The 24,475-nt window shown below is 41.3% G+C and carries 23 protein-coding genes; 16 read left to right on the top strand and 7 right to left on the bottom strand.

Annotation, left to right across the window (positions count from 1 at the left end):
* Window positions 1-26: 26 nt before the first annotated feature.
* Genes ACMVDV_RS09805 through djlA form a run of 3 tightly spaced genes read left to right on the top strand, consistent with a single transcriptional unit; the run spans window position 27 to window position 2,603 of the window.
* Window positions 27-1,031, top strand: coding sequence for an aminoglycoside phosphotransferase family protein (locus ACMVDV_RS09805; RefSeq protein ID WP_416157994.1), 1,005 nt, complete (start codon window positions 27-29; stop codon window positions 1,029-1,031).
* The gene (murU, locus tag ACMVDV_RS09800) at window positions 1,031-1,741 is read left to right on the top strand and encodes an N-acetylmuramate alpha-1-phosphate uridylyltransferase MurU (RefSeq protein WP_416157993.1); all 711 of its coding nucleotides are present in this window, start codon (window positions 1,031-1,033) and stop codon (window positions 1,739-1,741) included. Before ACMVDV_RS09805 ends, murU begins: the two co-directional genes overlap by 1 nt.
* Window positions 1,731-2,603, top strand: a complete 873-nt coding sequence (gene djlA / locus ACMVDV_RS09795) for a co-chaperone DjlA (protein ID WP_416157992.1) — start codon at window positions 1,731-1,733, stop codon at window positions 2,601-2,603. The genes murU and djlA overlap by 11 nt, the downstream gene beginning before the upstream one ends.
* Here the strand turns inward: djlA and ACMVDV_RS09790 are convergent.
* Both ACMVDV_RS09790 and rluA read right to left on the bottom strand, forming a co-directional pair.
* Window positions 2,586-3,503: a DUF3530 family protein gene (locus tag ACMVDV_RS09790; protein WP_416157991.1), complete on the bottom strand. Its 918-nt coding sequence runs from the start codon at window positions 3,501-3,503 to the stop codon at window positions 2,586-2,588. The genes djlA and ACMVDV_RS09790 overlap by 18 nt on opposite strands.
* Window positions 3,504-3,572: 69 nt before the next feature.
* The gene (gene rluA, locus ACMVDV_RS09785) at window positions 3,573-4,226 is read right to left on the bottom strand and encodes a bifunctional tRNA pseudouridine(32) synthase/23S rRNA pseudouridine(746) synthase RluA (protein WP_416157990.1); all 654 of its coding nucleotides are present in this window, start codon (window positions 4,224-4,226) and stop codon (window positions 3,573-3,575) included.
* Window positions 4,227-5,082: 856 nt separating this feature from the next.
* On the opposite strand from rluA, the gene ACMVDV_RS09780 reads away from it, so the two are divergent.
* Genes ACMVDV_RS09780 through ACMVDV_RS09765 form a run of 4 tightly spaced genes read left to right on the top strand, consistent with a single transcriptional unit; the run spans window position 5,083 to window position 9,727 of the window.
* On the top strand, window positions 5,083-6,087 hold the full coding sequence (locus ACMVDV_RS09780; protein ID WP_416157989.1) for a Fe(3+) ABC transporter substrate-binding protein: 1,005 nt from the start codon (window positions 5,083-5,085) through the stop codon (window positions 6,085-6,087).
* Complete coding sequence (locus tag ACMVDV_RS09775; RefSeq protein WP_416157988.1) at window positions 6,087-7,718, top strand: ABC transporter permease; 1,632 nt, start codon at window positions 6,087-6,089, stop codon at window positions 7,716-7,718. Before ACMVDV_RS09780 ends, ACMVDV_RS09775 begins: the two co-directional genes overlap by 1 nt.
* 12 nt (window positions 7,719-7,730) lie before the next feature.
* A complete protein-coding gene (locus ACMVDV_RS09770; RefSeq protein WP_416157987.1) occupies window positions 7,731-8,780 on the top strand; it encodes an ABC transporter ATP-binding protein in 1,050 nt (349 codons plus the stop codon).
* Between the two features lie 47 nt (window positions 8,781-8,827).
* A complete protein-coding gene (locus ACMVDV_RS09765) occupies window positions 8,828-9,727 on the top strand; it encodes a Dyp-type peroxidase (RefSeq protein ID WP_416157986.1) in 900 nt (299 codons plus the stop codon).
* Window positions 9,728-9,745: 18 nt separating this feature from the next.
* On the opposite strand, the gene argR is transcribed toward ACMVDV_RS09765, so the two are convergent.
* On the bottom strand, window positions 9,746-10,213 hold the full coding sequence (argR, locus tag ACMVDV_RS09760; protein WP_416157985.1) for a transcriptional regulator ArgR: 468 nt from the start codon (window positions 10,211-10,213) through the stop codon (window positions 9,746-9,748).
* A gap of 223 nt (window positions 10,214-10,436) precedes the next feature.
* On the opposite strand from argR, the gene mdh reads away from it, so the two are divergent.
* Entirely contained in the window at window positions 10,437-11,372 is a 936-nt protein-coding gene (gene mdh / locus ACMVDV_RS09755; RefSeq protein ID WP_304182619.1) for a malate dehydrogenase, read from the top strand.
* Between the two features lie 81 nt (window positions 11,373-11,453).
* Here mdh and ispB read toward each other — a convergent pair whose 3' ends face one another.
* Window positions 11,454-12,425, bottom strand: coding sequence for an octaprenyl diphosphate synthase (gene ispB / locus ACMVDV_RS09750; protein ID WP_304182620.1), 972 nt, complete (start codon window positions 12,423-12,425; stop codon window positions 11,454-11,456).
* Window positions 12,426-12,846: 421 nt separating this feature from the next.
* On the opposite strand from ispB, the gene rplU reads away from it, so the two are divergent.
* The 7 genes from rplU (at window position 12,847) to ACMVDV_RS09715 (ending at window position 17,936) form a co-directional block, all read left to right on the top strand.
* Window positions 12,847-13,158, top strand: a complete 312-nt coding sequence (gene rplU, locus ACMVDV_RS09745) for a 50S ribosomal protein L21 (RefSeq protein ID WP_006794538.1) — start codon at window positions 12,847-12,849, stop codon at window positions 13,156-13,158.
* A 16-nt stretch (window positions 13,159-13,174) separates the two neighbouring features.
* Window positions 13,175-13,432: a 50S ribosomal protein L27 gene (gene rpmA, locus ACMVDV_RS09740; protein ID WP_064665557.1), complete on the top strand. Its 258-nt coding sequence runs from the start codon at window positions 13,175-13,177 to the stop codon at window positions 13,430-13,432.
* A gap of 141 nt (window positions 13,433-13,573) precedes the next feature.
* Complete coding sequence (cgtA, locus tag ACMVDV_RS09735) at window positions 13,574-14,731, top strand: Obg family GTPase CgtA (RefSeq protein ID WP_416157984.1); 1,158 nt, start codon at window positions 13,574-13,576, stop codon at window positions 14,729-14,731.
* Between the two features lie 73 nt (window positions 14,732-14,804).
* The gene (gene folA, locus ACMVDV_RS09730; RefSeq protein WP_416157983.1) at window positions 14,805-15,296 is read left to right on the top strand and encodes a type 3 dihydrofolate reductase; all 492 of its coding nucleotides are present in this window, start codon (window positions 14,805-14,807) and stop codon (window positions 15,294-15,296) included.
* A gap of 79 nt (window positions 15,297-15,375) precedes the next feature.
* Window positions 15,376-15,753 (top strand): DUF3718 domain-containing protein, encoded by a 378-nt coding sequence (locus ACMVDV_RS09725; RefSeq protein WP_416157982.1) that lies wholly within the window; start codon window positions 15,376-15,378, stop codon window positions 15,751-15,753.
* A 136-nt stretch (window positions 15,754-15,889) separates the two neighbouring features.
* Window positions 15,890-16,591, top strand: a complete 702-nt coding sequence (locus tag ACMVDV_RS09720; RefSeq protein WP_301561821.1) for a DUF3581 domain-containing protein — start codon at window positions 15,890-15,892, stop codon at window positions 16,589-16,591.
* A gap of 97 nt (window positions 16,592-16,688) precedes the next feature.
* Window positions 16,689-17,936, top strand: coding sequence for a DEAD/DEAH box helicase (locus ACMVDV_RS09715; RefSeq protein ID WP_304182632.1), 1,248 nt, complete (start codon window positions 16,689-16,691; stop codon window positions 17,934-17,936).
* Between the two features lie 286 nt (window positions 17,937-18,222).
* Here the strand turns inward: ACMVDV_RS09715 and ACMVDV_RS09710 are convergent, their stop codons facing one another.
* The 3 genes from ACMVDV_RS09710 to ACMVDV_RS09700 all read right to left on the bottom strand — a co-directional run bounded on the left by ACMVDV_RS09710 (window position 18,223) and on the right by ACMVDV_RS09700 (window position 21,262).
* Entirely contained in the window at window positions 18,223-19,488 is a 1,266-nt protein-coding gene (locus tag ACMVDV_RS09710; protein ID WP_416157981.1) for an amidohydrolase family protein, read from the bottom strand.
* Window positions 19,489-19,510: 22 nt separating this feature from the next.
* Complete coding sequence (locus ACMVDV_RS09705; RefSeq protein ID WP_416157980.1) at window positions 19,511-20,104, bottom strand: GIN domain-containing protein; 594 nt, start codon at window positions 20,102-20,104, stop codon at window positions 19,511-19,513.
* A gap of 201 nt (window positions 20,105-20,305) precedes the next feature.
* Window positions 20,306-21,262 carry a methylenetetrahydrofolate reductase gene (locus ACMVDV_RS09700; RefSeq protein WP_416157979.1) on the bottom strand — a complete coding sequence of 319 codons (957 nt, stop codon included), beginning with the start codon at window positions 21,260-21,262 and terminating at the stop codon, window positions 20,306-20,308.
* Between the two features lie 258 nt (window positions 21,263-21,520).
* On the opposite strand from ACMVDV_RS09700, the gene ACMVDV_RS09695 reads away from it, so the two are divergent.
* Window positions 21,521-24,406, top strand: a complete 2,886-nt coding sequence (locus ACMVDV_RS09695; RefSeq protein WP_416157978.1) for a M16 family metallopeptidase — start codon at window positions 21,521-21,523, stop codon at window positions 24,404-24,406.
* Window positions 24,407-24,475: the final 69 nt, after the last annotated feature.

Below are 24,475 nucleotides of genomic sequence, written 5' to 3'. Positions count from 1 at the left end.
TTAGTGAAAAATAGATATCTTACGAAATGAACCGTTATAAAAGTTTACAGCAGTTTTTAAATCCGCACTTCGAAGATGAAGTATATCAGCTTGCTGCGATCACCGGAGATGCGAGTTTTCGCCGCTATTTCCGTTTAAATCGCGGCCAAGATAGCTATATAGTAATGGACTCCGATCCCACCAAGCTGGATAACACTCCTTATATAGAACTTAATAAAGTTTTTTCTGAGCATGGTTTCAAACTACCAAAAATATTACATGCCGATGAAAAACAAGGGTTCTTCTTATTAAGTGATTTAGGTAATGTACATCTTGCTGATATGCTCGATGATAAAGAACGCATCAATCATTATAAACATTTAATAAAACTCAGCGCACAGTGGGCAAAAATGCCTGCGGTTGAACATATGAAAGATTTTGACCGTGCGTTTTTAGAATTAGAACTGAGTATTTTTTTACAGTGGCTGGTTGAAGAGTTTTTACAACTGAAAATCAGTTCAGCAGAGCGAAAATTATGGCAAACTAGCTGTGAATTACTGATTGCTAACGTGCTTGCCCAGCCAAGAGTGACAGTGCATCGCGATTTTCATAGTCGTAATATTATGCACAGTGAGCAGCAATGGGCGATCATTGACTACCAAGACGCTGTGCAAGGCCCAGTTTGCTATGATCTGGTTTCACTACTGCGAGACTGTTATTTTAAGTTACCTCACGATGAGCTTGAATATCTGCTTGAGCATGCATTTAGCGAGTTTGAGCAACAGGGATTGATCGGCAATATTAGCTTTACAACCTTTAAACAATGGTTTGATTTAACTGGTATTCAGCGCCATTTAAAAGCCGCCGGTATTTTTTGTCGGTTGAATTTACGTGATGGTAAAGCTGGTTATATGGATAATGTACTGCCAACCCTACGTTATATTAGCGATGTTGCCCAAGATCATCCGCCATTAGTGGCACTGGGTCTATGGATCAACAACACCATTATACCGGCTACTGTAGTGGCACTCGATAAAGCGTCAGATAAATAATGAAAGCGATGATTTTAGCCGCGGGTCGCGGTCAGCGGATGATGCCATTAACCGTAGAGTTACCTAAACCGATGCTAAAGGTACAAGGTAAGCCATTAATCGAGCATCATATTGAACGACTAAAAAGTGCCGGGATCACTGATTTTGTTATCAACCTTGCGTGGCAAGGCGATAAAATTCGTGATTACTTTGGCGATGGTAGTCAGCTTGGTGTGCAAATTGAATATAGCCAAGAACCCGAGCAGGGGCTGGAAACCGCAGGCGGTATTATCCAAGCTCTGCCTTTACTCGGCGAGCAATTTATTGTTATTAATGGCGATATATTTACCGACTATGATGTGAGCTCATTGCTACATATTCATTTAGATGATGGCGAGGCACATATTGTGTTAGTTGAAAATCCAGCCCACAACCCAAATGGTGACTTTACCTTGCGTCATTTAGGTGAAGATAGCCCCAAGTACACATTCTCAGGTATTAGCCGTTTCCATCAGCAATTTTTTGCCGGGATGACTGCAGGATCTCATCGCTTAGGGCCATTATTAAAAAGCAAATTAGCTGAGCAGCTTGTCTCTACTGAGTTGTATATCGGTCGTTGGGATGATATTGGTACGCCTGAACGACTCGCGCAATTGAATAACTCGTTAACAGCGCAACAAAATGAGTCTTTAAGTCATTCACACATTATAGGAGCACCCTATGTGGGGTAAAATTTTAGGTGCCTGTTTTGGCTTTATGTTTGGCCGCATTATAGGTTTATTTATTGGCTTATATTTAGGCCATATGTTCGATAAAAGCTTAAAGCAAAATTTTGATAAAGCCGGTGGTTTTTCAAGTTTATTTAAAGGTGATGATGACATTCATCAGCGCCAAGCATTATTTTTTACTAGCTGTTTTGGGGTAATGGGGCACATTGCTAAATCAAATGGGCGAGTAAGCGAAACTCATATTCGTGCCGCCAGTGTATTTATGGATGAAATGGGCCTTACTGGGGATGATCGCAAAGAAGCACAAGATGCCTTTAAAGCGGGAAAAGACAGTGACTTTTCGCTTAAAGAAACCGTTTTTGATTTTAAAGAGCGTTTTGCACGTCGCCATGATTTATTGCAGCTATTTTTAGAAATTCAGATCCAAATGGCGTTTTCTGATGGGGTACTTGCCGCACAAGAAAAAGAATTGCTGCAAGAAGTCAGTAAATTATTAGGGATCTCTAAGACCCATTTTGCGTTTGTACTTAAGCGTTACCAAGCAGAGTTTTCATTTCGTCAGCAGCAACAACGTTATCAACAACAGCAGCAACGCCAACAAGGGCAAGGCAGTAGCTATCGAGAAGGTTCAGGGCATCATGTACCGCCGAATAGTGGCATGAATCGTAGCCAAGCTTTGGCGTTGTTGGGATTAAATAGTGAAGCCAATGAGCGAGAAGTTAAACTGGCGTATCGTAAGCTAATGGCACAACATCATCCTGATAAATTGGTTTCTCAAGGCTTACCTAAGCACATGATGGAACTGGCGGTAAAGAAAAGCCAAGACATTCAAGCGGCTTACGAGTTCTTAAAAAAGGCGGCGTAAAAAACCGTCTACTTCCTTGGTGAGACGCTCGTGTTGCTGTGGCTGTGAGCGCAAACCAAATAACTCACGTTGGCGGTAATCATATTTACTGTGGCGTTTTACCCAGCGTTTTCTATCTGCCACACTGAGCAATAAATCAGGGTTATCAATGCTGTAGTAAATATCCAATAATGGCGGGCTAATCGTTGATATTATCGCATTAAGTTGTTGGTTACGTTCAGTGTTTGGTAAATAGCTACTGAGGCTGACAAATGCATCAATATCAGTATTTGGAAATTCACCATAGTGCTCAAGTAACAAAGCTGCACTGGCACCTTGGGCAATCACTACTATTTTTCCGTCTTCATTCAACGCACTTTGGTACAAGGCATTAAAGCGTGCTATTAAATTGAGTTTGTAATTATCGATTATCGCATTGCTTATTTGAGCAATCGCATCAACATGTACGGGGGCTTTAAGGGGAGCTGCAGATGATTCGTTATTGTCTGTTTGGTTACTATCAGCAGGCTCACTCTGGGCATTTTCTGTTTCAGCAGGTACGGCTTGCCAGTCGATATCAGGTACCGTCATCGCAAGTGTGGCATAGCCTAAATCATTTAGTTGAGTGCGTAAAAAGTTAACCCCATCATTATTGGTAGGTAAATGCTGCCAGTCAGGAATGATCAATACCACACCACGCTGTTGGGCACTCATATGCTCACGGTATAAACTCAAAAATTCAGTGTCACCTGCAAGCAACGGCTTTAGTTCATCTTGCGGCATTAAACGTGATAAATCACTACTGACAACAGTTGACCATGGCGTTGGTGTAATAAAGTCGGCAGCCTGTAAGGGCATCGTCAGTACAATAGCTGTCACTAAGCCCATTAAGTGCACTTTAAATTGTATACCAGTAATCATATCAGCCACCAAGATCAATCAATAAGTTGTTATCGACTTGAGTGGTAAAAAGTTTAGGTGAATTTAGAGTTAAAAGTCAGGCTCTGCCGTAAATGTCATGACTTGTCCTGTAACAGGGTGTGCTAGTTGCAACATTTGTGCATGTAATTGTAGCCGTGCTGCTGCGGCTAATGCATCTGCATGAGCATAAAGTCTGTCGGCTAAAATTGGGTGTCCGAGTGATAACATATGTACGCGTAATTGATGCGAGCGTCCAGTGATCGGAGTGAGTTCAACCCGTGTCGCATGTGCTTCATATTCAATAACACTGTAGTGAGTTAAAGATGGCTTGCCATTATCATGATCAACCATTTGCTTAGGGCGGTTTGGCCAATCACAGATCAGCGGTAAATCAACCGATCCCGTTAATGGCTCTAGTTTACCGTACACTCGGGCAATATAGCGCTTAGCCGTTTGGCGCTCTTGAAACTGCATACTTAAATTACGATGCGCTGCTTTATGCATGGCTAAACAAATGATGCCAGAGGTTGCCATATCTAAACGGTGCACAATTTTAGCTGTAGGAAAAACGCGATTAACGCGAGCAATCAAGCAGTCAGCGTGCTTAGGATCTTTTCCTGGTACGGTTAGCAGTTCACTGGGCTTGTTCACAATCAGTAAATCATCATCTTGAAATATAATGCTTAAATACGGATCTAATGGGGGATTGTAGTTAATTAACACGGCCGACCTCAGTGATTTATAAGCGCGCTATTTTAGAGAAGTCAGCGCTTATATACAATGAGTTGTTTTCAGGCAAAAGAAAAGCGCGAACTATCTCTAGTCGCGCTTGCGGAATCTTCTAATTTTCTGCATCCTGCAATTGAACTTAATCAACTCCTAAACTTTACAAATCCATGTGATCACGCTGTTACTTGTTCGTTCTGCGTGATGAAGGCGCTCCGAGCCTATCTCCTGTGTGCTTCCTTGTCATCCCTATTGGTAATGTCTATTACCTATCCTTTGTTCATCATCCTGATGCTATCCTTTAATTAACAGTTCCATTGCGTTGCCCTTTAGGGCCTGTCCATTCGTCCGCTTCTATAACATCCTGTTTAACAACCCTCTTGCGAGCCCTGTTGTTCGTCCTTTTCGCATCATCTTGACGCTGTCCGTTTATTTACTATCCTTAGTGCTACTCATCCTGAGCCTGTCCGTGAGTCCATGTTTTCCTAACGTAACCTAAATTCGAGGTTTATGAGTAATCAATCCTTGTCCGTTTACTCATTTAAGCGTCACTGCTTAACCGATGAAGTAATTATAGAGGGTCTTTACAAACAAAATAGGCTAAAAATAGTAACGAAAATAAAGTCATCATTTTGTAATTTAATGAAAACTCTATTATTTCATGTGGTTAGTGTTTTTTAATGGTGTTTTTATGGTGCTTTATACTCAATAGCTGTCATAACCGTGAGATATATCGCACAACTGATTTCCATTATGGGCGTTGTCACCTTTGATTATTATTTAATGAGTGCGCAGATCCGAGGGACACGTTATCATTGCATGATAATAGTTATTATTTATATGGAAGCGATTTATGAAAAAGACATTAACAATTTTAGTTGGCTTAGTGGTTACTGCCCCCGTATTTGCAGAAGAAGCGGTCAATATTTATTCTTTTCGTCAACCGTTTTTGATTCAGCCAATATTAGATGATTTCACTGGGCAAACGGGCATTAAAACCAATGTGGTATTTGCTAAAAAAGGCTTGATTGAGCGTCTTAAGCGTGAAGGCAAATATAGCCAAGCTGATTTAGTCCTCACGTCAAATTTTAGTGATTTAATTCAATTAGAAGAGTTAGCGCTAACCCAGACAATTAACAGTGATGCCGTGAATGCCAATGTGCCTGTTAAGTTTCGTGATGCTGATGGTCAGTGGATTGCGTTAACTAAACGAGTACGAAATGTTTATTCATCAAAAGAGCGCGTGGGTGCATTACCGCATTTAAGCTATGAAGAACTGGCCTTGCCTAAATACAAAGGTAAAATTTGTACTCGCTCAGGTAAGCACCCTTATAACTTGGGATTGGTAGCATCAATGATCGCTCATCATGGTGAAGCTCAAACCAAAAAATGGCTTGAAGGGGTGAAAGCAAATTTAGTGCGTAAACCACAAGGCAATGACCGCGGACAAGTAAAAGCAGTAAAAGAAGGTCTATGCGATTTGGCGCTGGGCAATAGTTATTATTTTGGCAAAATGATTGAAGATCCTGAGCAAAAATCATGGGCAGATGCAGTGCACATTAACTTTCCTAATCAAGATAACAGAGGCTCACATATTAATGTCTCTGGTGTGGTTATGACCAAGTACGCTAAAAACCCAGAAAATGCCTTGAAACTTATCGAGTATATGACCGACAATAAGGCGCAAAACATGTACGCTTCGGTCAATATGGAATATCCGGTAAAACCGGGCGTTGAATTATCAAGCTTAGTAGCATCGTGGGGCAGCTTCAAGGAAGACAGTTTAGCGCTTGATGAAATTAGCAAATATCGTCCTTTAGCACTTAAGCTAATCGATGAGGTGAAGTTCGATCTTTAATGAGTTTTAAATTCTCGCTGTCACGATGGCAGTTTTCTGCGTGGGTTATTGGCATACTGCTAATAACCCCGTTATGTTTTTTGTTGGTTGAATCTCTGCAAGGTGATTCCGAGGTGTTTAGTCACCTCTGGGATACCGTGCTGTGGGATTATACTCGCAATACACTGTTACTTATTTTAGGGGTTGGCGTTGTTAGTTGCCTTATCGCTTTGCCACTGGGTTGGTTAACAGCTTATTGTGATTTCCCAGGCCGTAGGCAATTTGAATGGGCGTTAATGCTGCCCTTAGCAATGCCAACGTATATTATCGCCTATGTTTATACTGACTTGTTTGATTACGCTGGGCCGGTGCAAATAGCACTGCGAGACTGGTTTGATTGGCAATCTCCCTCCGATTATTGGTTCTTTGATATCCGTACTTTACCAGGGGCAATTATGATGATTGCTTTAGTGCTATACCCGTACCTGTATTTGATTTTTAAAACGGCACTACGTGAGCAATCATTTAAGTTAGTACAGGCGAGTCAGTTAATGGGATTATCACCTAAGCAGAGTTTTTTCAAAGTAAGTTTACCACTTGCGCGGGGGGCGATTGTAGCAGGACTGACGTTGATCAGTATGGAGGCAATGGCTGATTTTGCCACGGTAAATTACTTTGCTGTAAGTACCTTAACAACCGCGGTATACGATACCTGGTTAGGCTATTATTCATTAACGGCAGCAGCAAAAATCTCAGCAATTATGCTGCTTATTTTATTTTTAGTGTTGACGATGGAACGCTACAGTCGTCGTAATCAAGCGGTATTTGAACGCCAATCGGGCGTTAATAGTGATACGTTATATAACTTAACAGGCAAAAGCGCTTGGTTAGCAACGGGGCTTTGTTGTGTGGTGCTGTTTTTTGCTTTTGTATTACCGATTGCGGTGTTGATTGGATATGCTATTTCGTATGCTGATCAAGCGTGGAATAGTGCCTTTTTCCTTTATGCGTGGCACAGCTTTAAAGTCGCGATTATTGTCTGTGTTGTAACAATTACACTGAGTTTATTAGTGGTGTTTTATCAACGTATCGCTAAGCAAGCGTATCCGCTTATTCCAGGGCGCTTAGCCAGCACTGGCTACGCATTACCCGGTACAGTATTGGCGATAGCAGTGTTGTTACCTTTAACCTTGCTCGATGATAAATTAAACGCTTGGTTCGAGCCGATGGGCATTACACCAGGGTTATTATTGAGTGGTACTTTGTTTGCTATAGTTTTTGCTTATGTGGTGCGCTTCTATGCCATTGCTCACGGTGCTGTTGAAGCAAGCTTTATGCGGATCAGTCCATCGCTTGATATGGCCAGTCAATCAATGGGTAAAAGCCAAGGCCAAACATTGCGTAAGGTGCATATTCCGTTATTACGGCGCGGCATTCTAACCGCCGCACTGTTGGTTTTCATTGAGTGCATGAAAGAGTTACCAGCCGCTTTGTTATTAAGACCGTTTAATTTCGAAACGCTAGCCACCCATGTTTTTCAGTATGTCAGTGATGAGCAATTAGAGCTAGCCTCAATTTCAGCGTTAGCAATCGTGATGGTGGGGCTAGTGCCTTTGTATTTTGTTAATCGCTCGATGGAGCAACGTAGCTAAATGAGAAGTTAAATGAGCAGTTTAGTGTTAGAAAATTTATCGTATCGGTATAACGGCACTGCAGTCATTGAGGGCTTGGGTTTAACCGTCGCAAAAGATGAAATTGTCTGCTTACTTGGTGCCAGTGGTTGCGGCAAAACTACCACCTTAAAAGCGATTGCAGGGCTGATAACAGCCAAGCATGGCAAGGTATTTATCGATGGCAAGTTAGTCAGTGATGAGCATACATTTTTAGCGCCAGAGTACCGAAATATCGGTATGATGTTTCAAGATTATGCGCTATTTCCACATTTAACAGTGGCTGACAATATTGCCTTTGGCTTAACAAACATGAGCAAAGCGCAAAAACAACACCGTGTAAGTGAAATGCTTGAGTTAGTGCATTTAGTTGGCTGTGCTAAACGCTTTCCTCATCAGTTATCGGGTGGTCAGCAGCAACGCGTGGCAATTGCCAGAGCGCTGGCTTACAACCCTAGTTTATTGTTATTAGATGAACCGTTTTCAAATATTGATACCCAAGTACGCTTTGAACTTATTGCTGATATTCGACGTATTATCAAAAATCAGCAAGTATCCGCTGTATTTGTCACCCATTCCAAAGAAGAGGCGTTTGCATTTGCCGATACGTTAGCGATTATGGATTGCGGTAAAATTGCTCAACAAGGCACGCCAGAGCAGCTTTTTAATGCGCCAAACTCAAAGGTAGTTGCAGAATTTCTTGGTCAGGGCATATACTTAGACGCAGAAGTATTAACAGCAACTGAATACAGTACTGCTTTTGGCCGAGTTACATCATTAATTGCACATAGCCATGCAAAGCACGTTGGGCAGCTCTATGTTCGTCCACATCATCTTGAGTTAATGCCTTTGCAATCACAAAGCAGTAATGCAAACACGGTGACTATATTAAATCGTCGTTTTGTTGGCTCGCATTTTGTGTATAAGGTCATCATTGATGGGCAAGAAATTGATGTTGCTGCTCAGTTGGGTCAATCATTTTTAGTCAATGATGATGTAACTATAAGAATAACACCGCACACGGTTAACTTTTTCGCTGAATAACTACATTCGCGTTCTGCCGTGTAGGACATTTGAGTTAAGGAAATACCATGGCGCAAGCGCAGTCAGGGATTTGTGCTGAAGCAAACTTGCACGGTTTACATTTATTTTTTAATGTACTTGATGGCCACGATGAGTCATTACGCAAAAAATTAAAATATGTGAGTGCTATTCAAGATGAGTTTTCAGATCAGTTTTCTGAATCTATGCTCTCTAGTGTGGTTGCTGTCGGCGCACAGTATTGGCCACATATTTTGCCAGAGTTTCTGCCGAGTCAATTACAGAGTTTTCCTAACATTACCCATAGCGATCATGTTATGGGCGCGCAGCCGTTTGATTTGTTTGTGCAAATTCGTTCCGACAGAGAAGATGTGAATCATCTGTTTGCATTGCAAGTACTGAAATTATTCTCCCCTGATGTTGAACTCGTTGAGCAGGTAAGAAACTTTCGTTTTCTCGATGGCCGCGATTTTAATGGTTTTATCCTCGGTGGCGATACTCCGCACGGCCGCCAAAAACGTCTCACTGCGTTAATTAATAAGCCTAATCACTTTGAAGATCAGGGCAGTTATGTGCATATACAACGTTATAAACATGACCTGAGTGTATGGCAAAATCTACCATTGAGCGAACAAGAACAAATAATGGGCCGTACGCGCTTAGATAACAATTTAATAGTCCCCGCGCTGGAAAATAGCCATGCAGTTCGCACCGAGCTTAAAAATGAGCAGGGTCAACCACTGCAATTAAATCAAAACATGCCTTATGGTGATGTCTATGAGCAGGGAATATTAGCGATCAGTTATGCGGCGCTAGGTAATGCATTTGAGCAAATGCTATTGAGTCGCTTGGGGCAGGGCGATTGCTATGACCATTGGCTGGATTTTACTCAAGCCGATATGGGCTCTGCATTTTTCGCCCCATCAATTAGCTTTTTAAAGCAGTTGTAACGGTTTGAATTGGTAGATTTATACCGTATCAAATAAAATACGCACGCGTTCGAGGGTTACGTCAATCTCGGAAATTTTTGCAGGGGCGATAAAAATCGTATCGTCTCCAGCGATAGTGCCAAGCACACCATCCGCTTTACCTAATGAATCTAATAAACGGGCGATCAGCTGTGCAGCGCCTGGGCTGGTGCGAATGATGATCATCATTTCGTTGTGCATAATATCAATCACTAACTGACGTAACGGGCTTTTTGCCGTAGGTACGCCCATTTCAGCAGGTAAACAATAGACCATTTCTTGTTTGGCATTACGAGTGCGTACCGCGCCAAACTTGCTTAACATCCGCGACACTTTACTTTGACTGATATTATCAAAGCCTTGCTCTTTTAGGGCGTCAACAATTTCACCTTGTGAACCAAAGTTTTCTTCTTTTAAAAGTGCTTTAAAGGCCTTTACTAATGCTTCTTGTTTATCTTGATGTTGCATATTATAGGTTCTTATTCATAAGTGATGCGCTAATTGTACACAATGTTGCATACTTATGCAGTAGTTGTTTGCTTTTGCGCTGGGTTTTAGTGCTGTAAACCTGCAAGTTTACAACTATGGTCTAAATTATACGTGAAATAAGCAGGATAAATTTGTCTTTAGGCGTTAATTTCATTATCTTAGTGCCACAAATATTTTCTACCTTAAATTACGGAGAATTCCAATGAAAGTTGCTGTATTAGGTGCTGCTGGCGGTATCGGCCAAGCGTTGTCTTTATTATTAAAAACAGGCTTACCAGCTGGTTCTGAATTATCACTTTATGATGTTGCTCCAGTTGTTCCTGGTGTTGCTGTTGATCTTTCTCACATCCCAACTGACGTTAAAGTTGCAGGTTTTGGTGCTGATGCATTAGATCAAGCGTTAACTGGTTGTGATATCGTGCTTATCCCTGCTGGCATGCCACGTAAGCCTGGTATGGACCGCGCTGATTTATTCAATGTAAATGCTGGTATTATTAAAACATTAGCAGAAGGCATTGTTGCTAACTGTCCTAAAGCACTCGTGGGTATTATCACTAACCCAGTAAATGGTACTGTGCCAATTGTTGCTGAAGTATTCAAAAAAGCGGGTACTTACGATGCTAAACGTGTTTTCGGTATCACCACTCTTGATGTGATCCGTTCTGAAGCATTTGTAGCTGAGCTTAAAGGTGTTGATGTTGCAACTGTGAAAGTACCAGTAATTGGTGGTCACTCAGGTACAACGATTCTTCCGCTTCTTTCTCAAGTTGAAGGTGTTACTTTCACTGCTGATGAAGTTGCTGCACTTACTCCTCGTATCCAAAATGCTGGTACTGAAGTAGTTAACGCTAAAGCGGGCGGTGGTTCTGCAACATTATCAATGGGTGCTGCTGCTGCTCGTTTTTGTATGTCTTTAGTTAAAGGCTTACAAGGTGAAGACGTAGTAGATTACGCATACGTTGCTGTTGAAAATGGCGATGCTGCATACTTTGCACACCCAGTACGTTTAGGTAAAAACGGCGTAGAAGAAATTCTTTCTTACGGCGAGTTAAGCGCATTTGAACAGCAAGCTAAAAACGACATGCTTGATACGCTGAAAAAAGACATCCAAGAAGGTGTTGATTTCATCAACGCTTAATTGCTAAGTCGATTGATACAAAAAAGCCTGCATTTGCAGGCTTTTTTATGCTCGAAGGATTTTTAATAGATTAGGTATTTATTAGTGATTACGATCAACGGCAATACGTGCCAAGCTAACGAGTGCCTCTTTATATGGCGATTCATCTAATACCGCCAAGCATGCAATGGCTTTATCAGCTTCTTCGTTGGCTTTATCCATTGTAAACTCAAGCGCTTTAGTTTCATTGAGTGCAGCTAAAATTGCATCTAAGTGATCCATACCGTTACTGTGTTCAATAGCATCACGGATCAGTTGCACTTGCTCTGCATTCCCGTGGCGCATTGCATAAAGTAATGGCAGGGTTGGTTTACCTTCAGCTAAGTCATCACCAATATTTTTACCTAATTGCTCTGCATCAGCATTGTAGTCAAGTACATCATCTACCAATTGAAAAGCGGTGCCTAAGTGCATACCGTACAAGTTAAGCGCTTTTAATGTTGCCTCGCCTTGATTTGTGATGATGGCGGCAAGACCGGTTGCAGCCTCAAACAGTTTTGCTGTTTTCGAGTAAATGACCTGCATATAACTATCTTCAGTGGTATCAGGGTCATTGCAGTTCATTAGCTGTAACACTTCACCTTCGGCAATCACATTGGTTGCATCGGCGAGTATTTGCATGACTTGCATTTTACCAATACCGACCATCAGCTGAAATGAGCGAGTATAAATAAAGTCACCAACCAGTACGCTGGCAGCATTACCAAACTCAGCATTTGCTGTAGGTGTACCGCGGCGTAAATTTGATTCATCGACGACATCATCATGCAATAATGTGGCAGTGTGAATAAATTCAACAATAGTTGCTAAAGTGACATGATCTTTGCCTTCATAGCCAAGCGCCTTAGCCGCTAAAATAGCCAACATAGGGCGAACACGCTTGCCGCCGCTGTTAACTATATATAAGCCGAGCTGATTGACAAGTGCTACATCAGAGCGCATTTGTGCGTAAATTAGTTGATTGACGTCATTCATATCGTTTTCGATTAACGCCTGGATAGCTTTTATATCCATTGATCTCCGAGCCAATTTTAATGGGTATACGGGGCTGATTGTACAACAAAAAACAGCTTTGCTCGACAGTTTGTGACGATTCGCCGAAAAAACACGGTTAAGCAGCTTAATTTAACCTTAATTAGCAAAGATAACTTTTTAATTTAAGAAATTAACGCCAATTCAACATGATTGTTTTTTATTCTTAGGGGCCGTTTATTCGTGGTGTAATTTATTTGTCATCAAACGCTAAAAAGGCTTGGCATAATGCCAATTTAATATAAAATAGGGGAAAATATTGAATCGCTCTCAATGCAGCTATTTTTTATTCATTTAATTAATAAAACAGGCTTGCTAGTTTTTGCACATTAGCGTAAACTTCGCGCCCTATTGAATAATATTTTAGTTGCGTCGATTTGAGGGCGCACAGACGGAGTTAATTATGTACGCGGTTTTCCAAAGTGGTGGTAAACAGCACCGTGTGACTGAAGGTCAAACAATTCGTCTTGAGAAATTAGACGTTGAGACTGGTGCAGCAGTTGAATTTGATTCAGTACTTTTAGTTGCTGATGGTGAGAAAATCGAGATCGGTGTACCGTTCGTAAACGGTGGTAAGATAACAGCTGAGGTTGTTTCACATGGTCGCGGTGAGAAAATTAAGGTTGTTAAATTTAGACGCCGTAAGCATTCTCGTAAGCAAATGGGCCATCGTCAATGGTTCACAGAAGTTAAAATCACTGGCATTAGCGCTTAATTAGAGGTACTTAGAAATGGCACATAAAAAAGCAGCTGGTAGTACTCGTAACGGTCGCGATTCAGAAAGCAAACGCCTTGGTGTTAAGCGTTTTGGTGGCGAATCAGTTCTAGCGGGTAGCATCATTGTTCGTCAACGTGGAACTAAATTCCATGCTGGCACAAACGTAGGTATCGGTAAAGACCACACTATCTTCGCAAAAGCAGATGGTAAAGTTCAGTTTGAACAAAAAGGTCCTTTAAACCGTAAGTACGTAAGCATCGTATCTGAGTAATCAGCATCGGTTCTTAAAAAACCCCGCCTTTGCGGGGTTTTTTGTTTTAAGCAAAAATATATACCTAAGCCAAGCCTGCAATCAGCTTGGCTTAGGTATATAATAGTGAAATTAACAAGCCAATCCCTAAAGTGAGTAATCATGAAGTTTGTAGATGAAGTAGAAATCCGCGCAGAAGCTGGAGACGGTGGTAGCGGCATCGTATCTTTCCGTCGTGAAAAGTATGTCCCAGATGGTGGACCAGACGGCGGTGATGGTGGAGATGGTGGTAGTGTTTATCTACAAGCTGATGAAAACTTAAATACCCTTATCGATTATCAGTTTGAGCGTTTTCATAGAGCCGAACGTGGTACTAATGGCCGCAGCCGTAATTGCACGGGAAAAAAGGCCGATGACTTATATGTGATGGTGCCTGTGGGCACTCGCATCACCGATGTGGACACTCAAGAAGGTTTGGGCGATTTAACTCAACATGGTCAAAGAATTTTGGTTGCAAAAGGCGGTTTCCACGGCTTGGGGAATGCGCGTTTTAAATCAAGTACTAACCGAGCACCTCGTCAAAAAACATTGGGCACACCAGGTGAAGTACGTAACCTTAAACTTGAGCTATTATTATTAGCTGATGTAGGTTTATTAGGTTTGCCTAATGCCGGTAAATCGACCTTTATTCGCAGTGTCTCTGCAGCACGCCCTAAAGTAGCAGATTACCCGTTCACTACGCTTATTCCAAATTTAGGTGTGGTACGTCCTGAAGCAAATAAATCATTTGTTATTGCTGATATTCCAGGTTTGATCGAAGGTGCCTCTGATGGTGCTGGTTTAGGTATTCGCTTCTTAAAGCATTTAGAGCGTTGTCGTGTATTACTGCATATTATCGATGTGATGCCTGTTGATGGTTCAAATCCGGTAGATAATGCCTTTGCTATCATCAATGAGCTGCATCAATATAGCCCTAAGCTCGCTGAAAAGCCACGCTGGTTAGTGTTTAATAAAATTGACTTATTGCCAGAAGATGAAGCTCAGGCGCTCTGTGAGAAAATCGCAGAAGAGTTAGGCGAGACTGAAAATATCTATCATATTTCAGCAATCAATAAGTTAAACACGCAGCCGCTAATTCATAACATTATGACATTGCTTGAGAGCATGCCGAAAGAAAAGTTTGTACCAGTTGAAGATGAAGAAGTTGAATTCAAATGGGATACTTACCATAAAGATGCTACTAAGAAGAATGATGACGACGACGATTGGGATAGTTGGGATGACGACGACTATGACGTTGAAGTTATTTATGAGCGTTAATAGAAAATAGAATATTATAAAAGGAGCCAGTGCTCCTTTTTTCTTGTTTAATGAAAAAGTACTAGGTGTTAATGTGAAAATTTCAATGATTGCAGCCATGGCTAACAATCGCGTGATTGGTCAAGATAATAATATGCCATGGCATTTACCAGCTGATTTACAGCATTTTAAAGCGGTCACTATGAGTAAGCCGGTGATCATGGGACGCAAAACATTTGAGTCAATTGGTCGTCCATTACCAGGTAGACGCAATATAGTTATAAGCCGAAATGCTGATTATGCAGCTGTTGGGATTGATGTGGTGTCATCGCCAGAAGCCGCTATTTCATTGGTTTATGAGTTTGATGAAGTGATGGTAATTGGTGGTGGAAAGGTGTATCAACAATTCTTAGAGCGCGCAGATACGCTCTATTTGACGTTTATAGATCTTGACGTTAAAGGGGATACTCAGTTCCCTGATTATGAAAAAGTTGCCAACTGGCAAGTTGTAGAAGAGCAACATAATCAACCTAATGAAAAGAATTTACATGCATATACCTTCGTTACATTGGATAAAATTAAGTAACATTATTGCGAATGGGCTGATAGGTTGGTACAATATTAGCCAACTAAGGTAGTTATAAAGTATTACACAAGGGTATATAATGATTAAATTATCAACACTCCTCATCGCTTCGGCTGTTTTTTCTGGCTCTGTTTTTTTCAGTGCACCTGTTAAAGCAGACGATCAGTTAGCGATTTCAATCTGTGAATACATAGCTGCAGATGATAAGAATCGCTTACGTGATAAATTAAAAACCTCACGTGTAAAAATTCGTAATATTTACGATGCAGTATTATGTAATGGCAATAACTTACTTCGCCATGCAATTGCTAGTAATGCCACTGATGCTGGTGAATACGTTGTGAAAAATTTATCGAAAAGTTCTTTAGAAGATGGTGCTGATATCGCATGGGCTGAGTCAAATGGCCATGCAGGATCTGCATTAATACCTATAATTAAAGATCGTGCAGGTTTATAAGTTATAATAAATTATTAAAAAGCCGCGATATCGCGGCTTTTTTGTATTTGAAACAAAAGTTTAACAGATTCGACCTCTATTGTATTTTTATCTGGTAGAATAGGCTGGTTATAAGCAGTTTAAGCAGTGAACAACTATGTTAAGTCCTTTTTATCAGCAACATGCTGATCATATCTCTATATCGCGTGAGCAAGGCTGTCGTTTCGCAAAATGTGTTGCCGATGATTACAACCCACTACACGATAAAGATGCAAAGAAGTTTTGTGTCCCTGGAGATTTACTATTTTCATTGGTATTGAGCCGTTATGGTATCAGTGAAAAAATGGAATTTACCTTCGCAGGCATGGTTGATGAGAATACTAAACTCACCTTCCCTGAGGGCGCCGATGAGTTTGATATTACCAGCGGCGAAAAAGTCATGCTAAAGGTAAAACGTGAAGGTAACACCAGCCAGTGTCAAACACTCACCGACAGTCTAATAAAAAATTACGTTGAGTTTTCTGGCACAACTTTCCCGCATGTGATTATTCCACTGATGGGCAAGCAAGATGTGATGATCAACCCAGCTCGTCCTATGGTTATCTATGAGTCAATGTTAATTAACCTTGATACTTTAGATATTCATGCGCCTACTTTAGAGTTTGCTGAGCCGAGTTTTGAATATACGGGTAAACGTGGCAAAATTACCTTACGCTTCAACTTACTTGAAGACGGTAAAAAAGTAGGAAGTGGTGAAAAGCACATGTTAGTTTCTGGTATTCGTGACTATTGCCAAGATACTGTTGATGATCTTATTTCGTTTTATAATCAACGCAAAGAAACTCTCAAGCCAGCTTAAATATTTAGCAAGCTTAAAAAGGCGCCGCAAAGCGCCTTTTTTGTTGCTCATTTTGTGCGTACAATAGCGCCATTATTAGTTATTTCAAGTCTATGCCATGTCTGCTGCAACCTTTAGTGATCTCCACCTTAACCCTTTACTGCTTAAAGCGCTTGAGCTAAATGAATATCAAACGCCTACGGCTATTCAACTACAAACAATTCCATTAATTTTAGCCGGTCACGATGTGATGGGGAGTGCGCAAACGGGCACAGGCAAAACAGCGGCATTTGTGCTTCCTTTACTGCATAAACTGTTAACCAGTAACAAAAAAGATGAGCAAGGTACTGCACGGGTATTAATTTTAACGCCAACCCGAGAGCTTGCTCAGCAAGTATTTGCCAGCTTTGAGAAATACGCACAAGGGTCTGATATTAAAGGGGCATTGGCCTATGGCGGCGCAAGTATTGGTCCACAAGTTAAAGCAATCAAAGACGCGCAAGTTGTCGTAGCAACGCCAGGGCGATTACTTGATCACATCATTAAAGGCAGTATTAAACTATCAAGTGTTGATTCACTGGTATTTGATGAAGCCGACCGTATGCTAGATATGGGTTTTATAGATGAAATTAAGCGTATTTTACGCCATGTGCCAAGTGATCGTCAGACTTTGTTATTTTCTGCCACGTTTGATGACAGTGTGTTTGAACTCAGTAAAAAACTATTGAAAGACCCTAAATTAGTTGAAGTTGATAAGCGTAACTCAGCTGCTGTTGAAGTTGAGCAAATCATTTACGCCGTGGATGAAGACCGTAAACGTGAACTCGTTTCGCATATGATTGGCATGAAAAATTGGCGCCAAGTACTTATTTTTACCCGTACTAAACAAATGGCCGATCAGCTCGCCAAAGAAATGTGTAAAGACGGCTTAAAAACACAGTCAATTCATGGAGACAAATCACAAGGTGCCCGTGACCGAGCATTGCAAGACTTTAAAGATGGCACCACCCGCGTATTAGTAGCTACCGATGTTGCAGCCCGCGGCTTGGATATTAGCTCATTAAAGTATGTGATTAACTTTGAATTACCTTATATCGCAGAAGACTACGTGCACCGAATTGGCCGTACCGGACGTGCTGGCGAGCAAGGTTTAGCTATGTCATTAGTGAGTCTTGATGAGCAGTGGTTACTTGAAGAAATTGAAGTGCTGCTTGATACCCGTTTAACGCCGCAATGGTTAGCGGGCTATGAACCCGATCCAAACAAAAAGCCGAAAGATAATCGCAAAAACTCTAATAAGTCGCGAAAAGACCGTGATAAGAAACGTATTACAGGACAAAGAGCACCAAGCAGACGTCGTAAATAATAGGTTTGGACCTCTCCGGACAGGCTGCCTGAGCGAAAACCGGTCGTCGATAAAACGAGTAGTAATAAGTCCAACCCCATAATTACCGCTTCTACACCGCAAACGGGGAATAGTATAAGTTGCCAAACAATAAGCTTAAAAATATAAGGTTAATGTAAGGCGAGAGGCCTAAGTCCTCTCGCGGCGGTAGTTACTTTTGGTGAATAGTTTGTAGCAAATTGAAGTTTTCATGGTTCTGTATGTCTATTATAATCCGCCAAGTGTAATCAATAACGACAAGTCTGTCTCAGTCAGCTTGGTTAACGGAATACCCGATACGGCCGTTGATTATGACGGTGTCGATTTTCTTTATATCACTAATATTATCCCACGGACGGCCATTAATTATGAGGATATCGGCAAGTTTTCCCTGTTCAATAGTCCCAAGTTGCTTTGACTTTTTAAGGGCAATTGCGCCATTTCTTGTCGCGGCGATAACGGCTTGAGTATCACTTAAACCCGCATCAACTAAACGTTTTAACTCCATATGATAACTGTATTGATCATGCTCTTTTACCGGTGAGTCAGTGCCAACTCCTAACATGATATTAGATTGTGCCAGATGTGGGATGTTTAAATGACCCTTTGGCTCTCGGGCGAGCGTGGGAACATAAGTCACTTGATTGTTTGCAACGGCATCAAGAGTCTCTTGGCGAATGATGTTTCCATGTCGAATACCGTGTTCAACACTTGTCACTCCAGTGTTAATCGCTTCGATTGTTTCGTTTTGACCACCGGTGTGTGCTGCGACCCAAAGGCCATTTTTTTCTGCAAGCGAGGTTATAGTAGCCAGTGTTTCCCGAGATATTCGAGGCATTTCAATATCATTAACGCTGTCGGTGTGACCTTGATAAACAACCTTAATACCGTCAATCCCTTGTAACATTAACTGCTCGATTTTTGTCGTGATCTGCTCTGGTGAATCTGACTGAAAAGTCATTTGTTTTAAAACCCAGGCTGGAATGTCTTTACGTTGAGTGGGGTGACCACCTGCAACGGTAAAAATTGGGCCCGCGACAAATAATCGAGGACCAGCTAATTTATCTTGAGACAATGACTTTTTTAAATCAAAGATGGCTGGCGCTATGTCTCCTAGAGAGCGATAACTGGTTACGCCAGCTTGGATTAGGTCTTGTCTAACACTGGGTAAAAAGCGAAGTTGAGCCCAAATTGTATTTAACATGTTGTCATGTTTGGATTGTTCTTTCCCCCCAAAGAAGTGGCCATGCAAATCAATTAGACCAGGCATAATTGACTTTCCTGTGGCGTCAATTATCAGTGTTTTTTCCGTAACATTACAACTTTCTCCAAGACAAGCGATTTTACCATCAGCTACTAATACTCCCGGGTTGCTTATTGCAAACTCTGAGGTGGCGTCAAATAAAGTGCCGCCTTGTATCCACATATTTTGTTGTGGTTTTTCCCAAGTGTACAGGTCGTGTTTATACGCTAACACCAACGCTAAACCAGAACTAATTAAAAATACTAATAGATATGCAAAGAACTTTTTCATAACTTTTCTCCGGCTATTGGTTTTAGTTAAATTTTAATTTGGTGTTGTTCAAAGTACCTCTGGAGCCGTTCGACCGCAGTTGCTGCTGGTAAGCTACTCCACGGATATCAAGGTCACCAGCGCCATTCATTTCTATGTTTGAGTTTTCTACCTGAACGACAAGATTAGCGTTAGCAGTGTCGTTAATTTGTACACTGAGTTGTTTGGCAGTTAAGGATAAGCTTTTGATATCGCCGGATCCTGTGGTCACAACAGAGATTTGATCTGCGACCAATTGGTTTTCGCCTGTTAATGTGGCAGAACCTGAGGTTTTAATGTTTTTTAATTTTTTGTATGTCACGTAAACTTTTACCGACTCCCCACTATGGTAGCCTTGTGTGGTCACGGTTAAGATGCCATTTTCAATGTGTGTGATTACATCTGTTATGGGCATGTCACGGGCGAATACTTTGACTTGTTGATGATCGGATTGAGTGATAAAGACATCAGCAAGTCCACCAACAATAATACTGTCAAAATCTTTGACTTCTCTTATTTCTTGCTGACAGGCAAAGTTGGTACAGCCTGACAAAATAATGGTGAACAAGATTAAAACAACAGTTAGTGAATGATTCATATTAGTCCCTAGCGCTTTATTGATGTGAGCATTATTGAGGAAACGCTAGATGTAAGTAATGGAGTAATGTCATGAATAAACATGACATTTGTCATTTAATTATAAAAATTAGCAGTTTATGAAGTAGTATTCTATGCCGCTTATCATTATTGCCCGAAGCCCGAAGCCCGAACCTCGAACCTAGAACCTAGAACCTTGAACCTAAGCAATCTGCTTTTCAGCTAGGTTTAATTCCATTGTTGCTTTTAATAAACGATAAAGGTTTATTGACGCATCAATTTCTTCTTTACGGTTAGTTAAGCTTTCAATATTTAACCCCAGAGGCACGTCTAAATGAGCGCAACTTTTTAGAATTGAGTCTAAATTTTCGCGGCAAATACGCACCGATTCACTCAATGGGTTTTGTGAATCTAACATCCGCCACTTGGTTGCCTCTGGTACTGAAATACCAAGCCACTGCATAAAATCTAAGGTTTTTTCACTGCCACAGGGGGTAAAGGTTAGGATTATACGTTGTGGCTCTATGCCTTGCGCTTTACAGCTACGTGCATAACTGGTGATCAAATCAATGGTCGCTTGTGCGTTGTAAACTGCCTGTGAGATAAAAAATTGACACCCTTGTGTGGTTTTTTCAAGTAGACGCTCATGCTCGTTACGTTTACTCGCATGGCGCTCAGCAATGGTTACCCCACCTAAAAAGAAGTCATCCGCTTGCTCTGCCAATGTTTTATAGGCATCGGGTAAGTTAAGTTTTATATCGCCTTCAGATGATGGACTACCGACTAACACCACATTTTTTAAATCAAACAGGTTTTTAGTTTCGCTTAACCACTGTTTAAATTCCGCTACTTCGCGCTGCGCGACGCTTTTATACGTGATCACGTCTTGATGCGATAAGCTACGTAATAATCGGCTATATTCACGAGGATCTACAGTTTGCTTAAATGGAAAAGGACGCGGCTTGTCAGTACGGCTGCTTTCATCTTGAATGTCGTAAATAATTACGCCATCGTATTCAATTTCATGTAAACGGTCTAACAGCTTTTGAGCGATTGTTTCAAGCTGCGCTTTATCAGTACCAATACGTGGCGGGGTAGTACCAATTAAGTACACACCTTGATTGGTATCTTCAATTTTCTGTTGTAGTGATAAAGCCATAATCCTCATTCCAGCTAAATTAGTTTCTATAGCAAACAATATAACAGCCATTTAGACGTCTAGATAGATTTTTTTAATGAAACTTTCTCAATAAATATGAATTTATCTCATGTTGTTTTAAGTTGAGCGATGAAAAATACACAACTGTTTACATAAAATGTGCTGCAAGGTCTCTTATCGTGGTCGGCTTTGTTGCATAATCAGTGTAGTAAATAAGTAGTTATAACTAAAAAAATATTCAACTAACAAGGGATAGCAATGAAATTTAAATTATTAGCAACCAGCTTAGCGGTCACGCTTGCGCTGGGCGGCTGTGCGAGTAACAGCGGCTCTAACATGGTCAAAGAAGTTGAGATTGAACAGTCAACGGTTGCCAGCAGCAATGATCGGGTGTTCTCACAGAATTATTTATTAGAAGAGCTTGATAACGGTTTACGCGTTATGGTGGTTAAAACTGATTACCCTGATGTGGTATCACTACAAATTCCGGTGTCAGTTGGTTCTCGTAATGAAGTAGAAGCGGGTAAAACTGGCTTTGCACACTTTTTTGAACACATGATGTTTAAAGGCTCAGAAAAATTCCCGCAAGATGTGTACTCAGACATCCTGAAAAATTCAGGGGTTGATAACCGCGCTTACACTACCAATGATTACACTAATTATCACTTAAACTTTTCCAAGCAGCACCTTGATAAGGTACTTGAAATTGAAGCCGATATTTTTCAAAACCTCACTTACTCAGAAGAGCAATTCCGTACCGAAGCGCTTACTGTAAAAGGCGAATACCTTAAAAACAATGCCAGCCCAATTCGTAAGTTGCTTTCAGCCGTGCGTAATGAAGCATTTGAAAAACATACCTATAAACACACCACCATGGGCTTTTTTGAAGATATTGAAGCCATGCCTGAGCAAATGGCGTACGGTAAAGAGTTTTTTGAAAAGTTCTATAAACCTGAATATGTATCGTTAGTAATTGTCGGTGATGTCGATCCGCAAGCAACTATGGCAATGGTGAAAAAGCATTGGGGCCAATGGCAAAAAGGCGATTATGTTGCTGATATTCCAACCGAGCCTAAACAACAAGCAGCCAAATACGTGCATGAGCAAAACGAAGGACTACCAGGGCATTGGTTATTGGTTTCATACAAAGGTACTGCTTGGCAGCCGAAACAAAAAGACCGCGCAGCGCTTGATTTACTATCACAGCTTTATTTCTCAAACAACTCTGACTTATACCAAGAGCTAGTGGTTGATAAGCAAATCGCCAGCCAAATGTTTAGCTATAACCCAGATACTAAAGATCCGGGCTTATTGCATGTTTTTGTCAAAGTTGAAAATGAAGCTGATTTAGCGGTAGCGCGTGATGCCATCAATAACACCTATGCAAAAGCACGCACTGAGCTGGTTGATAGCCAAAAATTAGCCGATTTAAAGTCAAATCTAAAATACAGCTTTATTAACGGTTTAGACTCATCGCAAGCAATTGCGTCAACCCTTGCCAGTTATATGCATTTTGAGCGCGACCCAGAAGTCGTCAATCAATTATATGCAACGGCAGACAGCATCAGCGCGCAAGATATTCAAGATATTGCTAATAAGTACTTTGTCGATAGCAGCCGAACTACCGTGACTATGTCGGCGCTTGATAAAATCGCTGGCTTTGAGCAAGAAGTTGATTTAAATAGCCTCGTTGCTAGCAAGCACACAGTGCAACAGCGTCACTTTAAAGTGCTTGATAAAACCAACAGCTCACCGTTGATTGATATTAATTGGCTATTCCATACTGGTGCGGCGGCGGATCCTAAAGGTCAAAAAGGCGTGGCTGCGCTAACCGCTGCCATGCTTGCGCAAGGTGGCTCGCAGTCGAAGAGCTATAACGATATCAAAAAAGCACTGTATCCACTGGCAGGTAGCTTTGGCTATCAAATTGATAAAGAAATGATTTCTTTACAAGGGCGAGTCCATAAAGACAATGCAGCACAATGGTACGCATTAGTTAGTGAGCAGTTACTTAATCCGGGCTTTAGAGAAGATGACTTTAAACGTTTGAAAAAAGAGCTGATCGACGGTATTAAATCAGGCCTTAAAGCATCTAATGATGAAGAGTTAGGTAAAGAAGTGCTTTATCATAAGTTGTATCAAGGTCACCCGTATGAAAGCTACAATTATGGTGATTTATCCGATTTAGAAGCGCTGACCTTAGATGATGTCAAAGCCTTCTACGCTAAAGAATTTACGCAAGCTAAGCTAACAGTCGGTTTAATTGGTGCGGTGCCTGAGTCACTAAAAGCTACCATGTTTGCTGATTTAAGCGAGCTGCCAAAAGGCCAGCAAAGCCGTTTATCAATCCCTGATGCGCCAGTGCTGAAAGGTCACCATGCAACGATTGTCGAGAAATCAGCGCAATCAACAGCGGTATCATTTGGTTTCCCAATCGATACTATTCGTAGTAGCGCAGACTGGACGGCACTGTGGTTAGTGCGTTCATACTTTGGTGAACACCGCAGTTCAAATGCATACCTTTATGAGCGTATTCGTCAAACGCGCGGTATGAACTACGGCGATTACGCTTATATTGAGTACTTCCCACGTGGTATGTTCCAAACTAAACCTGATGCAAACTTGGGTCGTTCAGAGCAAATCTTCCAAGTGTGGCTTCGCCCGCTGCGCTCAAACAACGATGCGCATTTTGCAACTCGCACAGCGCTGTTTGAACTTGATAAGCTAATCAAAAATGGCATGACTGAAAAAGATTTTGAGGCAACGCGTAACTTCTTGATCAACTTTGTGCCGCAAATGGTCGCAAGCCAAAACCGCCAGTTAGGTTACGCGCTCGATAGCGAGTTTTATAATACTGAGTCGTTTGTGAAGTATGTCACCACTGAGCTTGAAAAGCTGACCTTGGCTGATGTCAATCGCGTGATTAAAGCTAATTTACAAACTGATGATATCCAGTATGTGTTTATTACCGGTGATGGCAAAGACATGCAAAAGCGCCTAGCGTCAGAGCAAACATCGCCTATGGTGTATAACGCAGAAAAACCAGCTGAACTGGTTGCTGAAGATAAAGTAATTGCTGATTACAAACTGGCAATTCCAGCGAAAAACATCGAAGTAGTTGCGGTGGGAAGCGTATTTGAGTAACTAAGTTTTTAATACTTGAATAAGAAGCCCCAATTATTGGGGCTCCTTATTTTTTACTCTACAAACTTA

The organism is Pseudoalteromonas sp. ASV78, from assembly GCF_047806705.1.
GTDB classification, from domain to species: domain Bacteria; phylum Pseudomonadota; class Gammaproteobacteria; order Enterobacterales; family Alteromonadaceae; genus Pseudoalteromonas; species Pseudoalteromonas prydzensis_A.
The sequence above is the reverse complement of the archived record's forward strand: the minus strand, read 5'-3'. Positions and strand labels throughout refer to the sequence as shown.